The sequence below is a fragment of the Parashewanella sp. 2210YD4-3 genome, assembly GCF_056591735.1.
On sequence record NZ_JBWQOG010000001.1, the window covers coordinates 154,972 to 174,785 of the forward strand.

Below are 19,814 nucleotides of genomic sequence, written 5' to 3' on the forward strand. Positions count from 1 at the left end.
TCTTTTTTATTGCCTAAATCAATATAAATTTAATCACTTAGCGTCTATTAACATCCAGTAACTTCCACCTAGTTTTTATTACAACCATTAAATTTAGTATTCCTTGTGGTATTCACTCACAACTAGGAGTAATTTCTGTAATACACGTTTCTACTAAGGTGATGAAAATGGGTAACAAAGTAACTCGACTCACCGATAAGGAAATCAAGGGAGTCAAACCTTCGTCCAAAGATAAAGTGCTATGTGATGGTGATGGACTGCAACTCAGAGTACGTACAACGGGTACTAAGTCTTGGAACTTTAACTATCTTCATCCGCTAACCAGAAAGCGGATCAATATGGGACTTGGTGCCTACCCCAGCGTAACTCTTGCTATGGCAAGAAAGCAAGCCATAGATGCCAGATCTATCTTGGCTCAAGGCATCGATCCTAAAGAGCATCGAAACCAACAAAGACAAATAGAGAAAGACCTTGCTTATAACACGCTAAAACGAGTGAGTGAGCAATGGTTCGAAATCAAAAAGCATAGTGTCTCTGAAAATTATGCCGAAGATGTTTGGCGTTCATTAGAGCGTTATGTTTTCCCCAAGTTTGGCAAAATACCAATTTCCACCATTACAGCACCAAACATGATCCAGCTACTGAAGCCCATCGAGGCAGCTGGACACCTAGAAACAGTCAAACGCCTTTGTCAGCGGCTCAATGAAATCATGGTGTTTGCCGTAAATACTGGGCTTATCTTTGCTAATCCACTTAGTGGCATTAACGCTGGCTTTAAGAAGCCAAAACCTGAAAATATGTTAACTCTAAAGCCAGAAGAACTACCAGAATTAATGATGACAATTGCTAATGCTTCTATTAAGCGAAGTACCCGCTGTTTAATTGAGTGGCAATTGCACACTATGACTCGTCCAGTTGAAGCCGCCATGACTCAATGGAGTGAAATTGATCTTGAAGAAAAAACTTGGACAATTCCCGCTGAAAAGATGAAGCGCCGCCGTGTGCATGTTATTCCTTTAACTGACTCTATGATTAGGATTCTACAAGTAATGCATCCTATTAGCGGTCACCGTGAATATGTGTTCCCTTCAGATCGTGATCCCAAATCTCACTGCAATAGCCAAACAGCCAATATGGCTTTAAAACGAATGGGCTTTGCTAACCGTTTAGTCAGTCATGGATTAAGATCACTCGCCAGTACCACGTTAAACTCAGAAGGTTTTAATCGTGATTTAATTGAGGTGGCATTATCACACGTGGATGATAACCAAGTAAGAGATGCCTACAATCATGCTAAATATCTCAAACGCAGAAGACCAATGATGGAATGGTGGAGTAACCGCATTGAAAATGCCTCTAAAGGCAATGTTTCTGTTACAGGTTTTAGAGGGTTTAAGGTGGTGAGTTGACTTATTTTTGGACTACTTTCTTATTCAGAATGAGGCGAGTAGCTTTTATGGAGAGGGGGAGTAAAAACATTTTTAAACATTGAGGTAATTATGACTCCTACAGAATCGATTAATCCTATATTAGCAACCTATTGCCAAACTGTAGATGGCTTGAAAATCAACGTGATAAATATTGGCGATTCCGAGCTTATTGTTGAAAAAACTGGCAGCATCATCAGGAAGAGAACATAAGTTAATCATTCCAATTCACTTATCACCCGCTCCCGAAGCCTGTGGTTCAGAGAAAGAATACACTGTTTCACTTTTTAACAACGGCAATAAAATCTGTCGAGCTAGACAAAAAAAGCTTTGTGATACATTTTATGAGAGTGTTTATCAATCAATGCTTAAATTCTTTAACGACAAAATGGATGAGCATCTAACACTCCAAGAATATATTAGAGTTTTATGATGTTGTAGTAACCGGCCACGCTGACCTCCCTTAAGTTCATCTAATGCTCAAACCAGAAGTGGGCTAGTTAGAGAGTGACGTGTAAAAAATGGCCATAAATTAATCATCATTCATTTTGTTGAAATTACAACTCAGCAAGATTTAGATTGTTACTTGAGTTTAGAGTTACTGTGTAGAAGGTTTGATATGACTACAGTGACAAATATTTGTGGCAATAAAACTGATAATTTTGCTCATTGTCTCTGGGAAAATCCTACAGAGCACCAATTTGTAGAAAATGGTAAAACTTACGAACTTAGTAACTATGCCAATATTAAGTGTTCAAATACCGACCACATATTAGTTAAAAGAGTGTCACCTTACGAGCGCAATGTTACTGGAATGCTTGAATATACAAGCGGCTTCTTTAAGGGAATAATTGCAAAAAGGAATAGAGATGAACTTCAAACAATTCTCATTGATGAAGGAATAAAAGCTGTTGGAGAAGATGGCCTTGGCTTTTGGGGTGGCTTTAATGTTGATTCAAGTTTCCACTCAAACCTTCACAAGTTTTTTCTTGAGCAACCAGATTTAGCCCGACTAGCACAAGCTAAGGTAAGAGAATTAAGAGACATTCCAGAAGCTGAAGCCGGATACTGTGAAGTTTTAAGCTATCTACCTATATGTGGAAGCACTTTATCTACCTATGGAAAAGTACTGATGGAACATAATGGTCGCTCACTCATTGTTCCTAGACAGAGAATAAGGCGCCTGCTTCTGAATGATGATAGATTATTCGGAAGAATAACCCGATACATGGTCTTACAGTCAGAGTTTAAGCAATTATCTACTGAAAACTATCGGCAAGCTAATTTTTCTACACATCTCGATAACATCCCATTATTTATAGCGTCTTTTTCGCAGTGAGCTCATAATTAAGTAATCATAATTTTGTCAACATGACTGGGTGGATTTGAGGTCGTTATAAAGACTAAATCATCACGGTGTTGATTACTTAATTGGTGTGGTGCTCCTGCTGGTACATGAATACATAGTATTGCAACGATAGCTAAATGCTTAGTGATAGACAAACAGTCTATGACTCAAAAATAATTTCTATACACCTCCTAACCTACAAACTCACCCATCACTTCAACTAGGTTATCTAGTGAGAAGCCACGGTAGGTAATCTCATAATTTTTAAGCTTTAACTTTTTAAGGAGATCATGAGATTTCTCAATGAGCTTGGCTTCTTTGTACTTTTGCTGGTTTCGTTTAACTTCGACAATGAGTATTTTCTTATCAAGATCATTAATAGCAACGATATCAATTTCATTTTTGCCTTTGCTATCCCAATAACCACCAATGCGACCGAACTGATTTGATTCCATCAAAATAGCTTCAAACAAAGATTCAAGTTCCCAGCCTGAGTAGGTTTCAAAATCTCTGGCTATGTGTCGTCTGATGTACGCGTAGTTCTCCATCTCGACAGCACTTTTATTGGCATGGATAAAGCGAAACCAGAATTTCAAAAACGGATCAGAAATTGAATATCTAACATCTCGGGATGTTTCCTTTGACGTTATTGGGCGCATCTTTGTAATAGAGTCGAAATCTTCTTCTAGCTTTTCTAAATGCACACCAACACCAATTCCTAGATAATTTTCAATTTGTGAACGACTGGTGTTTCCCTGCGAAATAGCTCCTAGAATATCGAAGTAGATACGATGCTCAGAGCCAAAGTCTTCAACTAGGCGATGTGTCCCTTCTTTTATAAAAGGTGAAAAGTCTGAAATAACCTCTTCAAAAATATTGGCGTTCTCACTCGCAAAGTTAGCTAACCATTCTAGGTATTTAGGGATACCACCAGATAAACACCACCAGTTAAGCATGGTTTCAGCATCAAATTTACCGTGGTCTTCTATTACAGAGCGAATATAAGTTGGCTTTAAAGGCTGAATTTTAAAGAAGCGATCGTCTCTGTTGAGTAGTGGTTCATCCTTACCTTTAAAGATCCGAGTCATCATGTTGTAGAGAGAGCCACAGCAGATCAAATGCATCATAGAAGACTGCTTTGATGAGTCCCATAAGTTCTGAATATCAGAGAACAAACTTGGGTTCACTCTTTGAATATCTTGGAATTCATCCACAATCACAGTGATTGGATTTGTTTTTGCGTAATCCAGCAAATACTCAAAAATATCTTTTAAACTCTGCGGTTGAAAGAACTTAGCACCGAGTTCATTTTGAATGATTGCCGCAAACTCATTAACGAGAGAGCTTTCTGTTTTACGGCTAATAAACAAGTAGAGGTACTTAACATCTTCTCCAGCAAAGGCTTCATTGAGTAGTCGAGTTTTACCAACACGTCTTCTACCCACCATAACGCTAAGCTGACCTTTATGAGTGGTAAGGTTTTGTGAGATTTTTCGAAGTATCTTTAACTCTTTTTCACGGTTATAAAATTTTTGCATTGGGCATCGACCAGTAAAAGGCTTTTACTAATCTTAAACCACAAACCTTTTACTGTAAATTTTATTACAGTAAAATAAATTACAATAATTATTTTTATTCAATAGCCTGATTCATAACTTCATCAGGAATCTATCTTTAATTACATCTTTTGCATCAAGATTTTTGTATTTTGAAAATAATAATTCTAAGTCTCGGCTACTTTCATCAGATGAGCTAACAAGTACTTCTTTCTCCTGAAAATTCACATGCAAATTTCCCATATATACTATTTTTTCAGCTTTGGCTTTAAACGGAATAGACATCGTAAGACTGACTCCTAGTTTAATTTCATGAAACTCATAGCTCCCCTCTTCCAATTCAACAACAACCAACCTTCCTTTGGGTTGATCATGCCAGTCAAACGTATCATGGATAGTCCATAGCACAATATCACCAGTGTTATTATTTCCTACACCTCGATATCGTAAAAAATAATTATCTAACAAGCCTTCATTTGTAAATGAAAAAACAACCAAGCCTTTTTTCGAATCAGGCTTGATACTGTATTCAGTAGACACATTCAGATTGGCACATGCAGTGATGAATAATAAAGGGAGAAGAAGTAGAACTCGTAAAAACACAACACGCTTCCTTTCAAAGATTTTTTAATTTTAGGAGTAGTTAATATACAAAGATGGTATTAGTAGTGATAGCGACAAGAAATAATCACAATAGCACTATCTTCAACGGCATAAACTAAACGGTTAGTATCATCAATTCGACGAGACCATAAACCCGTTAGATTTTCTTTTAAAGGTTCTGGTTTTCCTATCCCTTCAAATGGAGAACGTTTAGTATCATTAATTAATTTATTGATGCGCTTTAACGTCTTCTTATCTTGAGTTTGCCAATATAAATAATCAGACCAGGCTTCATCCGTCCATGAAAGCAATCGACTACTCATCAATCAGCTCTCTTGAAGTAACTTTACCTGCTTGATACTGGGCAATTGAGCGACTTAAACGGTTGGCATTTTCAGGAGAACGTAAAAGATGAACAGTTTCCATTAAGCTATTATAGTAATCTAAAGACATAACCACAGCGTCTTCTGAATCTCTTCGAGTGATAACCGTCGTATCAGCATCTTCAACTACATGATCTAAAACAGATTTCAAACTATTACGAGCTTCAGTGAAAGATACAATTCTCATAACAACCTCACATGTACAATTTATAGAACAAGTATAATCGAGCTTATTTCACTTGTACAGCTTAAAGAACATGTTGTTAAAATACCCTATACTCTAACTCCCGTGGGCAACGGGGTCATCGTGGGCAAGCTTTAAATATCAGTACATTACAGTGGGCATAAAAATCCCCTTGCCCCTAAAAACCACTACAACAGCGATCAATGTTCATTCAGGATACTTTTCTTCACGCAATACAAACGGGGTCTTGAACCATCCGGTAGTTTCATTTTCTTTTGTAGTTTGTCGGTATCTGAGATTAGATACCCTGCGTTTGCTAACGCCCTAGCAGCTCTGCTGGAGTTCAAACCATTTAAAACTTCACGCCAACCTTCCTTGTAAAAACAATAAACATCTTCTGTTGAATACTGGCGACGATTATCAATGACTCCTACGCAATTTTGTACAACATTGCTCCAAGTGGGCTTTAACGTAATAAATCGGCTGGTACCATATTGTTGAATGAAACTACGGACTCGCTCAATGGCTTGTAGCTCTTCACCAGAATTAGCCCCGCCTCGTCCATCAAGCCATTTGAAAAATAGTTTACGGCATGCATAAAAGCAGGTATTTGGCTCCCAGTCCAAGATATTCCATTTAATCGCCAACTCACCTGCTGCGGCAAGTAAAGCGAACTTATTGGCAACTCTCAAAACCTGTCCGTCAGCGTGTGTAGGTATATCACAGTAAAAGCGATTCCTTATCTCATGACAAAATGGACTCACCTCACTTTGACGGCTCACCAATTCATTCAACCACTCATAATAAATAAAACCATAACAAGCTTGGCAGGCCTTGCACATGGACATTATTGGATTAAAGCAAGATGCGTACGCTAACTTGGTAAAAGTGTCTCGTAAAACTATTTCTGAGATTGAAAATGACCGTGGCAATTATACCGCTGAAGTGGTCAGTAAAGTCTTTAAGCCGTTTGGTTTGAAAGTAGGTTTGATGCCAAGATCGCCTCAATTATTAGAAGCACTTTTAAATGAGCATAAATTCAATTAAATCCATCTCTTCTAAAAGTTGAATTTCAAGCTAAAACAGTGGGGTTAACAAAAAATAAACAATATGCTTTATTCTCATCGGTCAGTTAAGTAATATCAAAAAATAACCTCTAACATTGGATGTTGTTTCATGAAACAAAAGCTCCTAAGTACTTCTCTCATTCTTCTTGCTACGCTATCTATTCAGGGCTGTGGGGGTGGCGGAGGCGATGACAAAAATAATGGTAATTCGTCAAGTACCCCGCCTCCAGCTCCGATGGTAACTAACAAGGTAATTGGTAAATGGATTGAGTATAACCCTGAACAAAACTGTAAGTCAGTATATGAGTATAAAGCTGACAAAACGTTTGTTTTATCAGGAAACACTGCTGTTTTAAAGGGAACTTATGACGTTAGAGATTTAACTAATAGCAACAGTCAGTCAGTAACGCTAAAATTTACACAATATAATGGTGGCACAGACTGCGAAAATGAGACTGGTGACCAAAGTATTATTGGTACAACAAGAACATTAAATGCAACCGTTTCAGAACTAAAGCTCATCTTCAGTGAACCTTCTTCGAACGAAAAGGTTTTTGAGTTAAACAAGGCAGTAGATTTACTTAAACAAACAGCTTCTGAAACTCTTAAACCGCAAGAAGAATTCTCTATCAATCTGCTAGAAGGCAATATTAACCTCTTGCATCCTAAGGTTATTGACGGTCCTTCAAATTTAATATGGACAGAAGATGGGAAGCTGAGCTGGGTTGCTCCAGACATATTGTTTGACAAACAGCTCAATTATTCAGTTAAAGTAACGGCAGACAATACAACCGATGTATTTGATGCTGAATTTTTGGTAAAAGATGAGTCATATTCGATTCCTCAAATACGTTCATTCGACTACACCAATGAGTTTAAGCATCAGGTATCAAAAGGTGATTTTGATGGAGATGGGAAAGATGAATTTTTATTTCTTCAAGATCAAATTTTAAAACTCGTCAATATTTCAAAAAATCGGTTTGAAGTAAAATGGACTTACCCTTATAGCTTAGGATTTTTAAATGAACGATTATATGTAAGAACTGCTGACATTAATGGTGATGGGAAAGAAGATATTGTCATCAGAGAAGGTAATGGAATATCAATAATTACTGACATAACGAAAAAAGCAGAGAAGGTATTTCAACCTAAATCCGGAGAGATTAAATTTTTTGATCTTGCTGATGCTAATAATGACGGTAAAGAGGAAATTATTTATACCAATTTGGGCGTAATTAACGAAGAGCATATCGGAATTTTTGATATAGCATCACGTTCGGTATTAAAAAAAATCCCTTTCAACAAAAGGCCATTTTTAGGTTTTATAAAGGCAGGAAATGTAGATGCAGATCCACAGCCTGAAGTTATCACCTCTAACGGATATGTAATAGATACAGTTTCAGGTGAAGCGAATAAATTTTACGACTTTGATAACCTAGATATCATTAATGACATTAAATTCATTGAGTTAGAGAATAAAAGTTACAAATCAGTTCTGTTAGTCCGAAATGAAGCTTTCCATCCAAAGAACGGTAATATACAAGTTTGGGATTTAAACCAAAATCAGAAAACCTTTGATTATCGAACTGCAAAAAACCTTTGCTTTACTAAAGTAGCAAATATAACTAGTGATGCTAACCAAGAGATTATCGTTGGAGAGTGTTCAAATCATGACAGTCAAACAGGAAAACTGATAATACTGGACAATATTGATAATAAACTACAAGAGACACACTTTACGACCTTTGATGACGAATTATCTAATTTCCATCGAGTATTTATAACTGAATCAGAAATAGCTGAAGTCCATCAGCTTGTATGGACAACCAAAGAGCATTTCATGTTTAGTGACTTTAATAACAGCCTTGGTTCTATCACAAAGATAAAAACACCACAACTGAGGTCAGACGTTTATTATTTAGGTTATGGAAAAGTATCAGGGGATCACAAAAAAAATATCAGTGTATCTTCCAATGATAAAGACAATTTATTGTTGCTCCATGAAAATAATGGGCAAACCACAATTATTGAAACATCAGTAAAGGCTCCCTTAGGTAGCGAACTGAGAAAGTTAATTCTGACTGATATTGAAGAAGACGATCAAAGTGAAATAGTGTTTCATAGAGATTCAATTCAAGACCCTAGATATTCAGAAATTCTAATCCTAAATGCAAATACTGGTTCAGAACGCTTAAAAATAGAAATTCCATTCGACGACTCTGATATCACTCGTTTAGTGATAAAGGATGTTAATCAAAATGGCACCAAAGATGCTCTCATCTTTATCGACAACAAACTAATGATCTTTGACTTAATTTCAGGAAAAAAAATCACAAATTCTGAAATCGAGTTTCCAGCAAAGTTTGGAGACAAAATTCAAACTGTTGTTTCCAGTTCAGGTGAAATCAATCTTTTTGTAGGAGATTCAGGAAGTTCTAGTAATGTGCCTAAAAATGGGTTTTCCATATACAAATTAAATAAAGATTTTAGTATCGTTCAGACAAACACGTCGAACAATAAGTGCTATGACTTCGTACTGGAAAAAAGTAGCAACAAACTTATCTGCTTAAATGTAATTGATGTTACTGCCCATCTCATCACATACGACCTTAACTTGAATGTTTTGAGTAAGGTGAAGCTCCCTCTGAGTATCAGTGAACATTTAACAAAGAATGTGGATATGATTTACGAGCAAGGGAGGTTATTCATTCCTACTTTCAATAAGGTGCATGAAGTATCAACCTACAACGGAAGTATTTTGTGGGAAACCCCATATATTAACGGACACTTAAACAGCAAATTTAGCTTCCAACTTAGAAGCGAAAACTCTGAGAGAGAGCGACTTGTTTTATCGACAAGCAGAGGACTGTACACCACAAATTAATTAATGTTTAATCTGTAGGTAAGCTACCTAACTCTTTGTAGCTTGCCTACCTAAAATATTATATTGAAGGCTGAACAAATTTTAGCAGTGAGCTATATTCCTTTTTTATAATTTTATTTAATTCATTATAAATATCTTGTTGCTCTGCCGGTGAAACACTTCCGTCTTTAAATGCAACTCTCACCGAATCAAAAAATCTGGCATAGCTTCAATTAAAATTGTAGTTATATGAATTACATGTGTGCTTTTAGCGTTTTTAGTATTGCCATCATCCCCTATACTCCCTTTCTTTTTTTTCTTAAGTTTAATCATATTTCCTGTCATATCCCTGATTGTGGGCCACAAAACTCTATCAATTAAATTTCTAATATATAAATGAGTTCTTACATCAATTTTTCTTGGTCAACTAATGGCTCACCATTATCACCTGGAGTAATTACCTCAATTAAACAATCCGATTATGGACAAACATCTAGATCTGTATCTTTCGACCAATATGGTATTGAAAAAGCAATGTAGTCTACAGGAGCCATCATGTTTCTATCTAAAGTTGATTCGATATGTTTATATTCTTTTTCTTTGGAATTATCTGCGGGGTCTTTACCTTTTACTGGCTTTTGATTTAACTCTCCATTTTTATTGATAGAGTATACTGCAGCACTTAAATACATTTGAGTGCTATTTTGTAGTTCAGTATAACCATCATAATCAAACAAGTCAGTAATCCCCTTTAAAGTAGGTTCAATCTTAATATTATCTTGTGCTTCTTTAGGGAAAATTACAGGTCTTTGGTCTGAATTTGACGAACTTTGATTGCTAACTGCTAGCCCTAATTGATCATTAAAGTTTCCAGTTTGAGTACCCGAATTATTCATTGATAAATGATTACTAATTAAATTCTGTATCGCAATTACCTTTTTATAAAGTTCGATATTGGTAGCGTCTAAAAAATCTGGGTTGTTTATTAATCCTTGCTCAATAGTAATTTTGAATTCTTTGAATTTGTCATTCTCCTTCAAAAAACCCCTAACATTATAAAAAGTTGGTAAAGAATATTTTTCTATAAAGCCATTTAAAACAACAGCTTCTGCTGTGTTGTCCATATCGAAAACTAGTGAGTTTTCGCCTTCAATTAAAAATGATTTATAAATAAAAGCTTTCTCTGACTCAGAGTACACAGAAATAAGATTATATTTTTCTCTAACTATTGATATTGTACTTTTTTCAATATCACTTATATTAGAAAACTGATTATTCTGTATTGAGATACTACCATTTATGGATAAATAGCTTTCTGGAATTGTCGATGAAATTTGTATATTTTCACTTACATCAATATCCAATTCATTACTTGTTCCATATTCATTAAATACTCTTAAAACACCAGATTTCGATCCTGCAGGAAGCGTAAAATAGGCTTCAGTTTCAGAGTTTTTTTGCATTATAACTTCAATATCATTAATTTTGGCTCTTAAATCTCCTGTAAGGTTTATACCTTCTACAAAAACTTTTTCACCAATTACATTTGCTTCAGAAGCTATTTCACGTAGTAAAGGAGCATCTTCATGAGTCAAGTTCAATGTTATCTTGTTTGTTCTCAAGCCATTGTAGGCTAAAAACAAATCAATATTATTTCCTCCCTCATCAACTTTAGGGTAGTTAGGGATCACAAAATTCAGGCTATCAGTTGAGCTCTCTGATAAACTCAACTTGATATTCTTAACTGAAGGAATACTACCTGATTTAAGCAAAACTAAAACAACTTCTTGCTCAAGATCGCCTCGAAAAAGTAGCTCAGCGGGATAAAAATCCTTTACTTGGTTTATCAAATCTATATTTTGGTAGTTAGTTATAGTATTAGTAATCTTTATTTCGTTACCTAGCGGAATGGATTGTCTATCATCATTATCAAAAGAGTTAATTAAGCCATCTCCATCATCGTCAATATCTTGATAGTTTAAAATACCATCGTTATCTAGATCCTTGATAAGATTATTACCCGCCACCTCATTACTATCACTTGTTCCATTATCATCACTATCTAAGTCAACAAAACTGGGTTTTATATCAAAATCTTCGTTAATTAGTCCTTCTTGATTATCAGGAATATTATCTCCATCACTATCTTTATCAAGCCAATTTGGTATTCCATCTGAATCAACATCAACAATTAACTCTCGAATGTTTCTGTATATATAATACTCGTTACCATCAAAAATACTATCTGAATCAGAGTCTTGAATTTTATAATTACTTCCAAGAGCCTTTTCTTTTTCATCAGAGATCCCATCCATGTCCTTATCTTTGATTGCAATGACTTTGTAGATCAGATTTTCATTTGCTTTTTCATTTTTATTGCCAATTGTAAGATAGTAAATGCCAGCTTTTTTAGGCCAAAATAAGCGTGAATTCTTTATCAAGCCTACATTTTTCATATTACCATCAGATGTGTTAGTTAATTCAGCTCTTCCATCAGCATTAAGCACGCCTAATCTAGGTGATAATGTTGAATTTTCACTAAGCACAATAAAATGATAAGGAGTCCCCTTTTCAACATCAGCTTCAGTAACTAAAAATTTAAAATCATCGATATCAATGTCTAAACCAAAGCTCCCTTTTGCAATAAATGGCACTTGCCCTACATCATTAGCAACTGAAGGGTTGTTATTGAATTCCTCTTCTTCAATTGTTGGGTATGTTGATTTATCTGCATCAAATGGATAATCATCATTTTCATCAAGTACACCATCACCATCTTCGTCTTTCTTCTCCCAAGTACCAACAGGATCGGTAGGTGGGGTTACCACTGGTGGTGGAGGGGTGACCACAGGTGGTGGGGTAGAAGGCTGCTCTCCAGAGGAGCCTTTATCTTCATCTGTTAACTCTCCATTGCAGCCTGAAATACTGATTGATAAGCTTAAAATCAGTGATAACCACAAGTATTTTTTTAGGCACGGTTTATTCGTCATGTTGCTATTTCCCTATAACTAACTTCCAACTTAATTTTTATTACTTTCTAAATGGCGTTTGCATTCTTTTTATCGCTCTCGAATTGAGAGCCAAATATCTTTTTTTAGTAGTTAAACCAAGACTATTACAAGCTATTTGCTCTGCACTTGGTTTATACCATGTCGATGTTACAATCTCCTCAATGACATAATTGGCTACAGGAACAATTAATTCCTGACACCATCTGACATGGATTTGCAATAAATTTGCATCTTGTATATTCAGTTTACGAGAATCTCCTATTTCAATAAGCTCAGGGTTCCGGTACATTAGAGCATCATTTGGAATTTCATTAATTCTACCTGTTGAAGATTCAAATATTGCTGTGATAATTCGAGTAGTCGATTTAAGTCTGGTTGCATATCAGCAACACCTGCACTTTTCAGTACTGTCCTTGCATCCTGTGTATTCTCTAAGACTTCTATAATCTTCGAAAATTGTGGTTCCATTTTCAGGTTCAACTTCCGAGTTTCCTTAATAATGGTCTCCGTTTGCTGTTTAAATATCATTAGCTTATGGTAGGTATCAGCATTATTAGGCTCTGAGGTTTGTGCTTGAGCCTCAGCAAAAACAGAGAACAAGTAAATAACTGCAAACACACTACAAACTTGAATCAGGCGCATCCATTCTTCCCTTACTCATTTAGATAATCGTTATAGTTGAAATAATGTGTAAATTCCGTAGACAATTAAGCAAGAAAATATCACCGCTATAGGCATAAAGAAAAAGTTATGAAAATCTTTTGCGGGTTGCGTATCGACTTTTTCAGCGGTTAATTGGTAGTCCTCTTTTGCCAGTTTACAAAGAAGTACTTTGGAATCTAGGCAATTGGACGGGATCTCTATTTGGGTTTGATTATGCAGCTTGATAACAATCTTGAATATCGCATACGACTCTCGATAAAAAGAATAACTGGATGAGCCAAGGTACCACGTATTCCAAGGCACAGTGATTTGTTTAATGTTATTTTTAGCAACTCTTAATCTCCGCCTTGATTCAGTCAATATTGCAGGTATTTCAAGGCCATCTTCATTTACAACAAAAATAGGATCTTCGAGTAAAACATGTAAATAATGTTGATCGCAAAATGACTTTCTAAAGACAAGCACCATCACTAAACCAAATATCAATACACCTGCTGCAACTTCGGTTTGATTAAAGTAAAAGACAACCAGCAAAGCCGATATGATGGAAAGGTATATCAACATATATAACGTTAATACTTTTTGTCTTGGAAGCGGCATAAGGAATGAGCTGACTTTTAAAGTCTGCCTTGCATATTTTGCCGAGTTATCAATGAACCTAGTGCGAGTAAGCGCTTTAAATAAATTTTCATCCATGATTATTTTTCTTCAATATTATTGTTTATTGTTCAAGAGGCGCCAACATTCTCAGCAACCGGTAACTATTGTGCCAGTAAATAAGTGCTAAGCCATTTTGAATACTTCTCAGTATTTGTAGTCATCACACTAATTGGGGCAAAGCGACTTACCCCAATTAAATACGTAATTGAATCAACGATACTCCCAATGATTCGGGATTATCTCTCTAAAACTGCAACCCGTTCCGCCTTTTCCGCTATTAACATCATACTTAATAACAACACGTGCAGTCTTTGGTTTAGTATTTTTACTCATTCTAATTTGCCGCACTTTATAACCATCCCGAGAAATCTGTCTCTTTAATCTTCTAATCTTTGACCAGACAGCTTTTTCAACAAGCTTTGGTCTCTGTTTTACTTTTTCTGGGTCTAAAAAAGAAATGGCTAATGCAACATCTTCATTTTTTAATGCGCTACGCCATAGCTTACATTTTTCAATAAACAATGGAGAAAAACGGTTTTCGGCATAAAAGCCATGATTACCTTGAGGGTCGATGTGAACCTTCTGTTTTTTCTCAACACGCTTAGTCCTTGACTTAATTTTACTTAGCGTAAATTTAGTGATTTCATTGCTTACTTGGTGTTGAATTAATATTACTTTTTTCCACAATTCTTTATTCTCTATATTTAAAAACGCACTATTCGCTTCAGCTCCATTTCTAAGATATTTTTTGAAATTGTTGTAATCGACATTCGATGCAAGAAAGTGTCGAACATGCTCAAGAATTTCATATGAACGATGTTCAATGAATCCATTCATGATTAACGCTTCAGCAGTAGTACCAATATCAAAATCCATGATTTTTCATTCTCTAATACCATCGAGCTTAAAATCCAAGTATCAACCGAAGCCGAATGAAGAAAGATAATATTATATTTTTGTTTGTGAAGGAGGATTTCAGCATTATTAAGTTCGTTTATATTAGAAAACTTGTTCATCTCTATAGAAAAGGAGCCTTTTAGAGATAACAAGTTTTTAGGTATATCTTTGCCTAGTTTTACGATAACTTTTTGTTGCTCATCCTCAGAATGGTTCGATTCAGAGGCTAAAGCACTTTTTGTTAAAGTGAGTATGGTTAGAACCAATACATATAATAATTTTTGTAAGGTGCTATTGCTTTTGATTAACAACATTGTGCGCATATAAACTCTTCCCTGATGCAATATTTTGATTTATTTTTATACTAATCAGAACATCTACTCAATATCAAGAGAATGAGGAGAATTACTGTAAGTAAGACAATAATTCTCTAAAAAAAGTGGCGGCACTTACGCTAAAAATCTTATACAAACATGAATTATCAAGCTTTGAATCTCACACAATCAATTGAAAAAATTAAGAAATAATCAACTCATAGTTTCTACGCCCAGAAATAACTATCCATGTACCAAATAGAATTTCACTTTCTAGACGTTAGGTCTTGGAATACATGGTAATGCTCTTCATACTAATTAAATGTTGAAGTAGAAATTGATGCTACCTTAATCCATAGAAAGTGCCTTGATTGGATTCGAGCACAAGTGTTTCAACAAGCGATTACAGCATTACAAAAGGAGGGGATATTGAGGAAAAAAGCCGCTAAAGAAAAACTCAAGCGGCTTGAAGTTTGGAAAGTTAAACGCCTTTACGGACAACCTTAACGGCACGTTCAACCATATCTGGTGCCGCACCTAAGTAGTTATTTGGATCTAAAACCTTATCTAAATCTTTACCAATCTCTTTTTTAAGCTCAGGATTAGCAAGAATGATTTCACGTAAGGTTTGACCAGGCTCCGCCTTTTTAATCGCTGTCTTTACGGCTTTATAAGCTTTATTGCGACCAATTTTAACGGCAAGATATTGCATGACCGATTCAGACATTGAGTAACCTTCAGATAAATCAAGGTTGCGTCTCATACGCTCAGGGAAGACTTCAAGTTTAGAAAACATGCGCTCAGCACGATTTAGCGAAGCTGAAGTGATCAAGAACATTTCTGGAATTAAAGACCATTCAACGATCCATGGTGAGCCTGTGCGAGTGTCGGCATGAGCTGTGATTTCAAGAACACCAGACATACGTAAACGAGCCATTTGCGCTAACCCCCCCATAAACTCAGAAGCTCGAGGGTTTTTCTTTTGTGGCATGGTACTGCTTGCGCCGCCCTCACCTTCTTTCACTTCACCCACTTCAAGGCGTGACCAGTTATTAATATCAGTGGCTAAACGGCCAAGAGTACCGTGGATCATGCCTGTAACCGCTACGGCCTCAGCAAGGTGATCACGACTTGCGTTCCATGCCATTAAAGGCGTATTTAAGCCAAGTTGCTTCATCACTTCAGCTTGAACTTTTAAGCCTTTAGGGCCAGTTGCTGCTAAAGTACCGACAGCACCTGTAGATTGGCCAATGGTTACACGAGGCATTAAATCAGCAATACGCTTGCGGTGGTTGTGTAGTTCAACCATATAAGTGGCAATACGGAAGCCAAAAGTGGTTGGAGTCGCTTGTTGACCATTGGTTCTTGCAACCATCAGAGTACGCTTATGCTTTTCAGCCATATCAGCCGTAAGTGCAATAACATCTTTAAGCTGATTATCAATTAGCTCTAACGCCTGCTTAACTTGAAGAACTGTAGCAGTGTCCATCACATCTTGAGTGGTACTACCCCAGTGTAAATAATTGCTAACTTCCTTTCCGCCAGCTTTACGAATATTTTTTGTTAACGTTGAAATAGAACGTCCAGTCTTATTGGTGCCTTTACGAAGAAAATCTAAGTCAATGTTTTTCCATTGTGCCGCTTCGGCAATGGCTTTGGCATTTTTTTTAGGGATCACACCATATTTAGCTTGAGCGTTGGCAAGAGTGCGCTCGTATAGCAGCCAGTTTTTAATCAAATTCTCGTCGGAGAAAACTTGACGCATTTCTTTGGTGCCAAATAAGTCACGATAAATGACAGAGTCAAATACAGATACATTGGGAGCATATGGCTCAGCCATCGTTTCTGCATGAGCATAGTTGCTATTACCAGCAAATAAACTGGCGGTTAAACATAGAGAAAGAAATGTTTTTTTCATGATTGCTTCCTTTGCTACAAGTTAATTGCAAGATGTCTTTGCTCGTGATACCTGTATATAGCAAATTAAGCATCACGAATATTAGCAGCCCTTACTTATTGTTGTATTGTTGAGCAAGGGCTATGTTTCCAGTGTTATTGCCAGATGAAATGAACCATCAGTAGTAGCAACAACACGCAGAGAATATTGAGAGTGAAGCCTTTTTTAACCATTTGAGGTATCGGTACATGCCCTGTGGCATAAACGATGGCGTTGGGAGGCGTTGCAACAGGCAGCATAAAGGCACATGATGCAGCAATACCAATGGTTGCAGCCATAAATATTGCAGGAACGCCAAGGGCTTCAGCTACTGGTACAAAAATAGGCACTAGGATTGCCGCACTTGCCGTATTACTGGATAGTTCAGTTAAGAACACTACGAAAATCGCAATTGAGCCTATTACAATCCAGCTAGAAGTATCGTACAAAGAGTTACTGATAGCGGTTGCGATAAAATCACTTACACCAGTGAGCTTTAATATTGCCGATAACGCCAAGCCGCCACCGAATAAAAGTAATACGCCCCATTCGACTTCTTTTTCAATGTCTTTCCATTCGACGATTCGAGTGATCCCAATCATGGCGATGGCAAATAACGCTACCACAACATCAAAGCTAGCTATCCCACCGAATGCAGCTGAAATAGGTTTCGAGAAGCTCCAAAGGAAAATGGTGATAAAGAAGATGCTGATAGTAAGAATGCGTTCTTTAGTGAAGACGAACTTTTTTTGCTGGAATTCGAATGTGTGATTTAGATCTGGACGAATACTAAACCAAAGCACAGTCAAAATAATGGGTAGCATTATCAGCATTGCAGGAATGCCATACTTTAGCCAGCCAGTGAAATCTAGATTCATTTCAAGAGCGACAATGGCATTTGGTGGGCTACCAACTAAAGTACCGATACCACCGATACTGGCAGAGTAGGCAAGCCCCAATAACGTGAACAGATAAACTTTCGCTGATGGTTTCTCTGCGCTTTGTTTGATTAACCCTAATGCCAAAGGAGTCATTACAGCAACAGTAGCGGTATTGGACATCCACATTGACATAAAGGCGGTTAATCCAAACAGTAACAGTACAGCGTAGAGCAGCTTGCCCTTTGCTAAATGCACCACTTTATCCGCGAGTACGACATCTAACCCTTGTTTTTTTAATGCTGCGGCTAGGGTAAAACCAGCTAAAAACAAGAAGATGATTGGAGTCGCAAAGCTAGATAATGCTTGTTTTAACGGAAGGATCCCAGTAACTGTGGCACAAAGTGGAACAAGTAATGCGGTAACGCTCAGTGGAACAGCTTCGGTAAGCCAGAGAATTGCGATGAAGATGAATAAACTCAACCCTTTAACTAACATCGGATCGAAAGGCAGTGTATTGAGCATCAAAATATAACCAATGATGTTCAATACGATAATATGATTTTTTCTCATAAGGATTGCTTCTTTTAGTAATAGTTTGCGCTATTCGGAGAAGCTCTCGCTTCCTAAATACCGCTGCAAGTAAATGGCTTTTTATCTCTACTTTCTTGTGTGAAGTGAAGAGCATTTAAAAACCACCCTTAAGTGATAGCGATCACTCTAATGTTTGTTAATGCTTTTAAAAAGTGCAAAGAATGAGGTTGTAGTTGCGCAAAACGCAACAATTGGTCTGAGAGAGTGCTTTATTAGGGAGGGAATAACCTCTTTGAAATATTGATGTTTCTATGTTCAAAGAGGTTAATGGTGGTTATATTCCACACCAATACATGAGCTTATCAACTCAAAATATTTTGCTCTGACTTCGAGTTGTCTTTCTCTGAGTAAAATTTATCTAAGTTGGATTTTACCTTTTGATTATCTATTTCAAGTTCACAAAATGTGCGCTTGATCCATTTTAACGCTCCAGCAGTTAGCATGAATACTTGTGGCACGAGATACCATTCACTCACCCAAACTCCACCTTGGCGTTGATGTTGATGTAAGGTCAGTTCATTAATTTGCTCACAGTGCTGTCGAGCGAGCCGAGCAATCGCTTCTGCCATTTCTGAATTACGCTGATTTCTTTTATGGGGCATCGAAGATGATGCGCCTTTACCGCTTGAGATAACTTCTTTAAATTCGGCAATATCAGATGAAGACAGTAAATTAATATTGTGAGAAATCTTAGTTAAGGTTGAGTTGAGTAATCCAACTGAACCGATAATTTCAGCAATTCCATCTCGTGCGTTTTGCCAGTGTGGCTCTATAACATTTAACCCTAGTTCACTGGCAACCTTATTTCTTAGTGATTCTGCATGCTCACCGAAGTCGTTTGAAGCACCAACCGCACCACTTAGCTGTAACCATAAAAATTGACTTTGTACCCGCTCAATGGATTCAAGTCTTCGCTGCAATTCAGATATCCAAAGAGTGAATTTATGTGATAACTCCATTGGCATGGCGTATTGCCCATTTGTTCGAGCAATGGTGCTTGTGCCTGTAGTCGAACGCTCAAGCGGTTCAATGCTAGATATTAGCTCCGAAATGGATCTTTTGATGAAACTAAGAGAGTCTTTTAACTGAATCGCTGTACAAGTATCCATGATATCTTGAGTCGTTAATCCAAAGTGGACTTGCTCTTGCAACTCTGGCGGCACTTTACTTTTTAACTGTTTAACGAGTCCAAGTATTGGTCGCCCAACAAGTTTCATATCATCAAATAGCGCTTGATGGTTAAGGTCTGTTACTTGAATTTTATCGAGATAATGCACACAAGTTGGCGAAATCAATCCGAGTTTCGCTTGCTGTTTAGCAATAACTTTCTCTAAGTCTAACCATAGATGAAGTGTCCTATTTTCATCCCATATCGAATTCATCGCATCATCAAAAAACAGGTGGCGATAACTTTGCCAGTGAAGCATAAG

General features: G+C 36.8%; 19 protein-coding genes. 5 read left to right on the forward strand and 14 right to left on the reverse strand.

Going from position 1 to position 19,814, the window contains the following annotated elements:
- Window positions 1-167 precede the first annotated feature (167 nt).
- The 3 genes from AC1EU0_RS00690 to AC1EU0_RS00700 all read left to right on the forward strand — a co-directional run bounded on the left by AC1EU0_RS00690 (window position 168) and on the right by AC1EU0_RS00700 (window position 2,766).
- Window positions 168-1,409 (forward strand): integrase domain-containing protein, encoded by a 1,242-nt coding sequence (locus AC1EU0_RS00690; protein ID WP_480299958.1) that lies wholly within the window; start codon window positions 168-170, stop codon window positions 1,407-1,409.
- A 193-nt stretch (window positions 1,410-1,602) separates the two neighbouring features.
- The gene (locus AC1EU0_RS00695) at window positions 1,603-1,860 is read left to right on the forward strand and encodes a hypothetical protein (RefSeq protein ID WP_480299959.1); all 258 of its coding nucleotides are present in this window, start codon (window positions 1,603-1,605) and stop codon (window positions 1,858-1,860) included.
- A gap of 186 nt (window positions 1,861-2,046) precedes the next feature.
- Complete coding sequence (locus AC1EU0_RS00700; protein WP_480299960.1) at window positions 2,047-2,766, forward strand: hypothetical protein; 720 nt, start codon at window positions 2,047-2,049, stop codon at window positions 2,764-2,766.
- A 200-nt stretch (window positions 2,767-2,966) separates the two neighbouring features.
- Here AC1EU0_RS00700 and AC1EU0_RS00705 read toward each other — a convergent pair whose 3' ends face one another.
- The 5 genes from AC1EU0_RS00705 to AC1EU0_RS00725 all read right to left on the reverse strand — a co-directional run bounded on the left by AC1EU0_RS00705 (window position 2,967) and on the right by AC1EU0_RS00725 (window position 6,349).
- A complete protein-coding gene (locus tag AC1EU0_RS00705; protein ID WP_480299961.1) occupies window positions 2,967-4,313 on the reverse strand; it encodes an ATP-binding protein in 1,347 nt (448 codons plus the stop codon).
- Window positions 4,314-4,424: 111 nt separating this feature from the next.
- A complete protein-coding gene (locus AC1EU0_RS00710) occupies window positions 4,425-4,934 on the reverse strand; it encodes a hypothetical protein (protein WP_480299962.1) in 510 nt (169 codons plus the stop codon).
- A gap of 59 nt (window positions 4,935-4,993) precedes the next feature.
- Entirely contained in the window at window positions 4,994-5,257 is a 264-nt protein-coding gene (locus AC1EU0_RS00715; RefSeq protein ID WP_480299963.1) for a Txe/YoeB family addiction module toxin, read from the reverse strand.
- Window positions 5,250-5,504 carry a type II toxin-antitoxin system Phd/YefM family antitoxin gene (locus AC1EU0_RS00720; protein WP_480299964.1) on the reverse strand — a complete coding sequence of 85 codons (255 nt, stop codon included), beginning with the start codon at window positions 5,502-5,504 and terminating at the stop codon, window positions 5,250-5,252. The genes AC1EU0_RS00715 and AC1EU0_RS00720 overlap by 8 nt, the downstream gene beginning before the upstream one ends.
- Before the next feature lie 197 nt (window positions 5,505-5,701).
- On the reverse strand, window positions 5,702-6,349 hold the full coding sequence (locus AC1EU0_RS00725; protein WP_480299965.1) for a hypothetical protein: 648 nt from the start codon (window positions 6,347-6,349) through the stop codon (window positions 5,702-5,704).
- Here AC1EU0_RS00725 and AC1EU0_RS00730 point away from each other — a divergent pair.
- A complete protein-coding gene (locus AC1EU0_RS00730; protein ID WP_480299966.1) occupies window positions 6,342-6,548 on the forward strand; it encodes a helix-turn-helix transcriptional regulator in 207 nt (68 codons plus the stop codon). The two genes, AC1EU0_RS00725 and AC1EU0_RS00730, sit on opposite strands and share 8 nt — an antisense overlap.
- 129 nt (window positions 6,549-6,677) lie before the next feature.
- Window positions 6,678-9,452, forward strand: coding sequence for an FG-GAP repeat domain-containing protein (locus AC1EU0_RS00735; protein WP_480299967.1), 2,775 nt, complete (start codon window positions 6,678-6,680; stop codon window positions 9,450-9,452).
- 458 nt (window positions 9,453-9,910) lie between these two features.
- On the opposite strand, the gene AC1EU0_RS00740 is transcribed toward AC1EU0_RS00735, so the two are convergent.
- From AC1EU0_RS00740 to AC1EU0_RS00780, 9 genes are all read right to left on the reverse strand, one after another.
- Window positions 9,911-12,421 carry a hypothetical protein gene (locus AC1EU0_RS00740; protein WP_480299968.1) on the reverse strand — a complete coding sequence of 837 codons (2,511 nt, stop codon included), beginning with the start codon at window positions 12,419-12,421 and terminating at the stop codon, window positions 9,911-9,913.
- A 40-nt stretch (window positions 12,422-12,461) separates the two neighbouring features.
- A complete protein-coding gene (locus AC1EU0_RS00745; protein WP_480299969.1) occupies window positions 12,462-12,731 on the reverse strand; it encodes a hypothetical protein in 270 nt (89 codons plus the stop codon).
- Window positions 12,731-13,084, reverse strand: a complete 354-nt coding sequence (locus AC1EU0_RS00750; protein ID WP_480299970.1) for a hypothetical protein — start codon at window positions 13,082-13,084, stop codon at window positions 12,731-12,733. The genes AC1EU0_RS00745 and AC1EU0_RS00750 overlap by 1 nt, the downstream gene beginning before the upstream one ends.
- A gap of 30 nt (window positions 13,085-13,114) precedes the next feature.
- Window positions 13,115-13,801 carry a hypothetical protein gene (locus tag AC1EU0_RS00755; protein WP_480299971.1) on the reverse strand — a complete coding sequence of 229 codons (687 nt, stop codon included), beginning with the start codon at window positions 13,799-13,801 and terminating at the stop codon, window positions 13,115-13,117.
- 174 nt (window positions 13,802-13,975) lie between these two features.
- Window positions 13,976-14,641, reverse strand: a complete 666-nt coding sequence (locus AC1EU0_RS00760; protein ID WP_480299972.1) for a hypothetical protein — start codon at window positions 14,639-14,641, stop codon at window positions 13,976-13,978.
- Window positions 14,605-14,985 carry a hypothetical protein gene (locus AC1EU0_RS00765; RefSeq protein WP_480299973.1) on the reverse strand — a complete coding sequence of 127 codons (381 nt, stop codon included), beginning with the start codon at window positions 14,983-14,985 and terminating at the stop codon, window positions 14,605-14,607. Before AC1EU0_RS00765 ends, AC1EU0_RS00760 begins: the two co-directional genes overlap by 37 nt.
- A gap of 472 nt (window positions 14,986-15,457) precedes the next feature.
- Entirely contained in the window at window positions 15,458-16,894 is a 1,437-nt protein-coding gene (locus tag AC1EU0_RS00770; protein ID WP_480299974.1) for a class-II fumarase/aspartase family protein, read from the reverse strand.
- 134 nt (window positions 16,895-17,028) lie between these two features.
- Entirely contained in the window at window positions 17,029-18,363 is a 1,335-nt protein-coding gene (locus tag AC1EU0_RS00775; RefSeq protein ID WP_480299975.1) for an SLC13 family permease, read from the reverse strand.
- A 323-nt stretch (window positions 18,364-18,686) separates the two neighbouring features.
- Window positions 18,687-19,811 (reverse strand): lyase family protein, encoded by a 1,125-nt coding sequence (locus AC1EU0_RS00780; RefSeq protein ID WP_480299976.1) that lies wholly within the window; start codon window positions 19,809-19,811, stop codon window positions 18,687-18,689.
- Window positions 19,812-19,814: the final 3 nt, after the last annotated feature.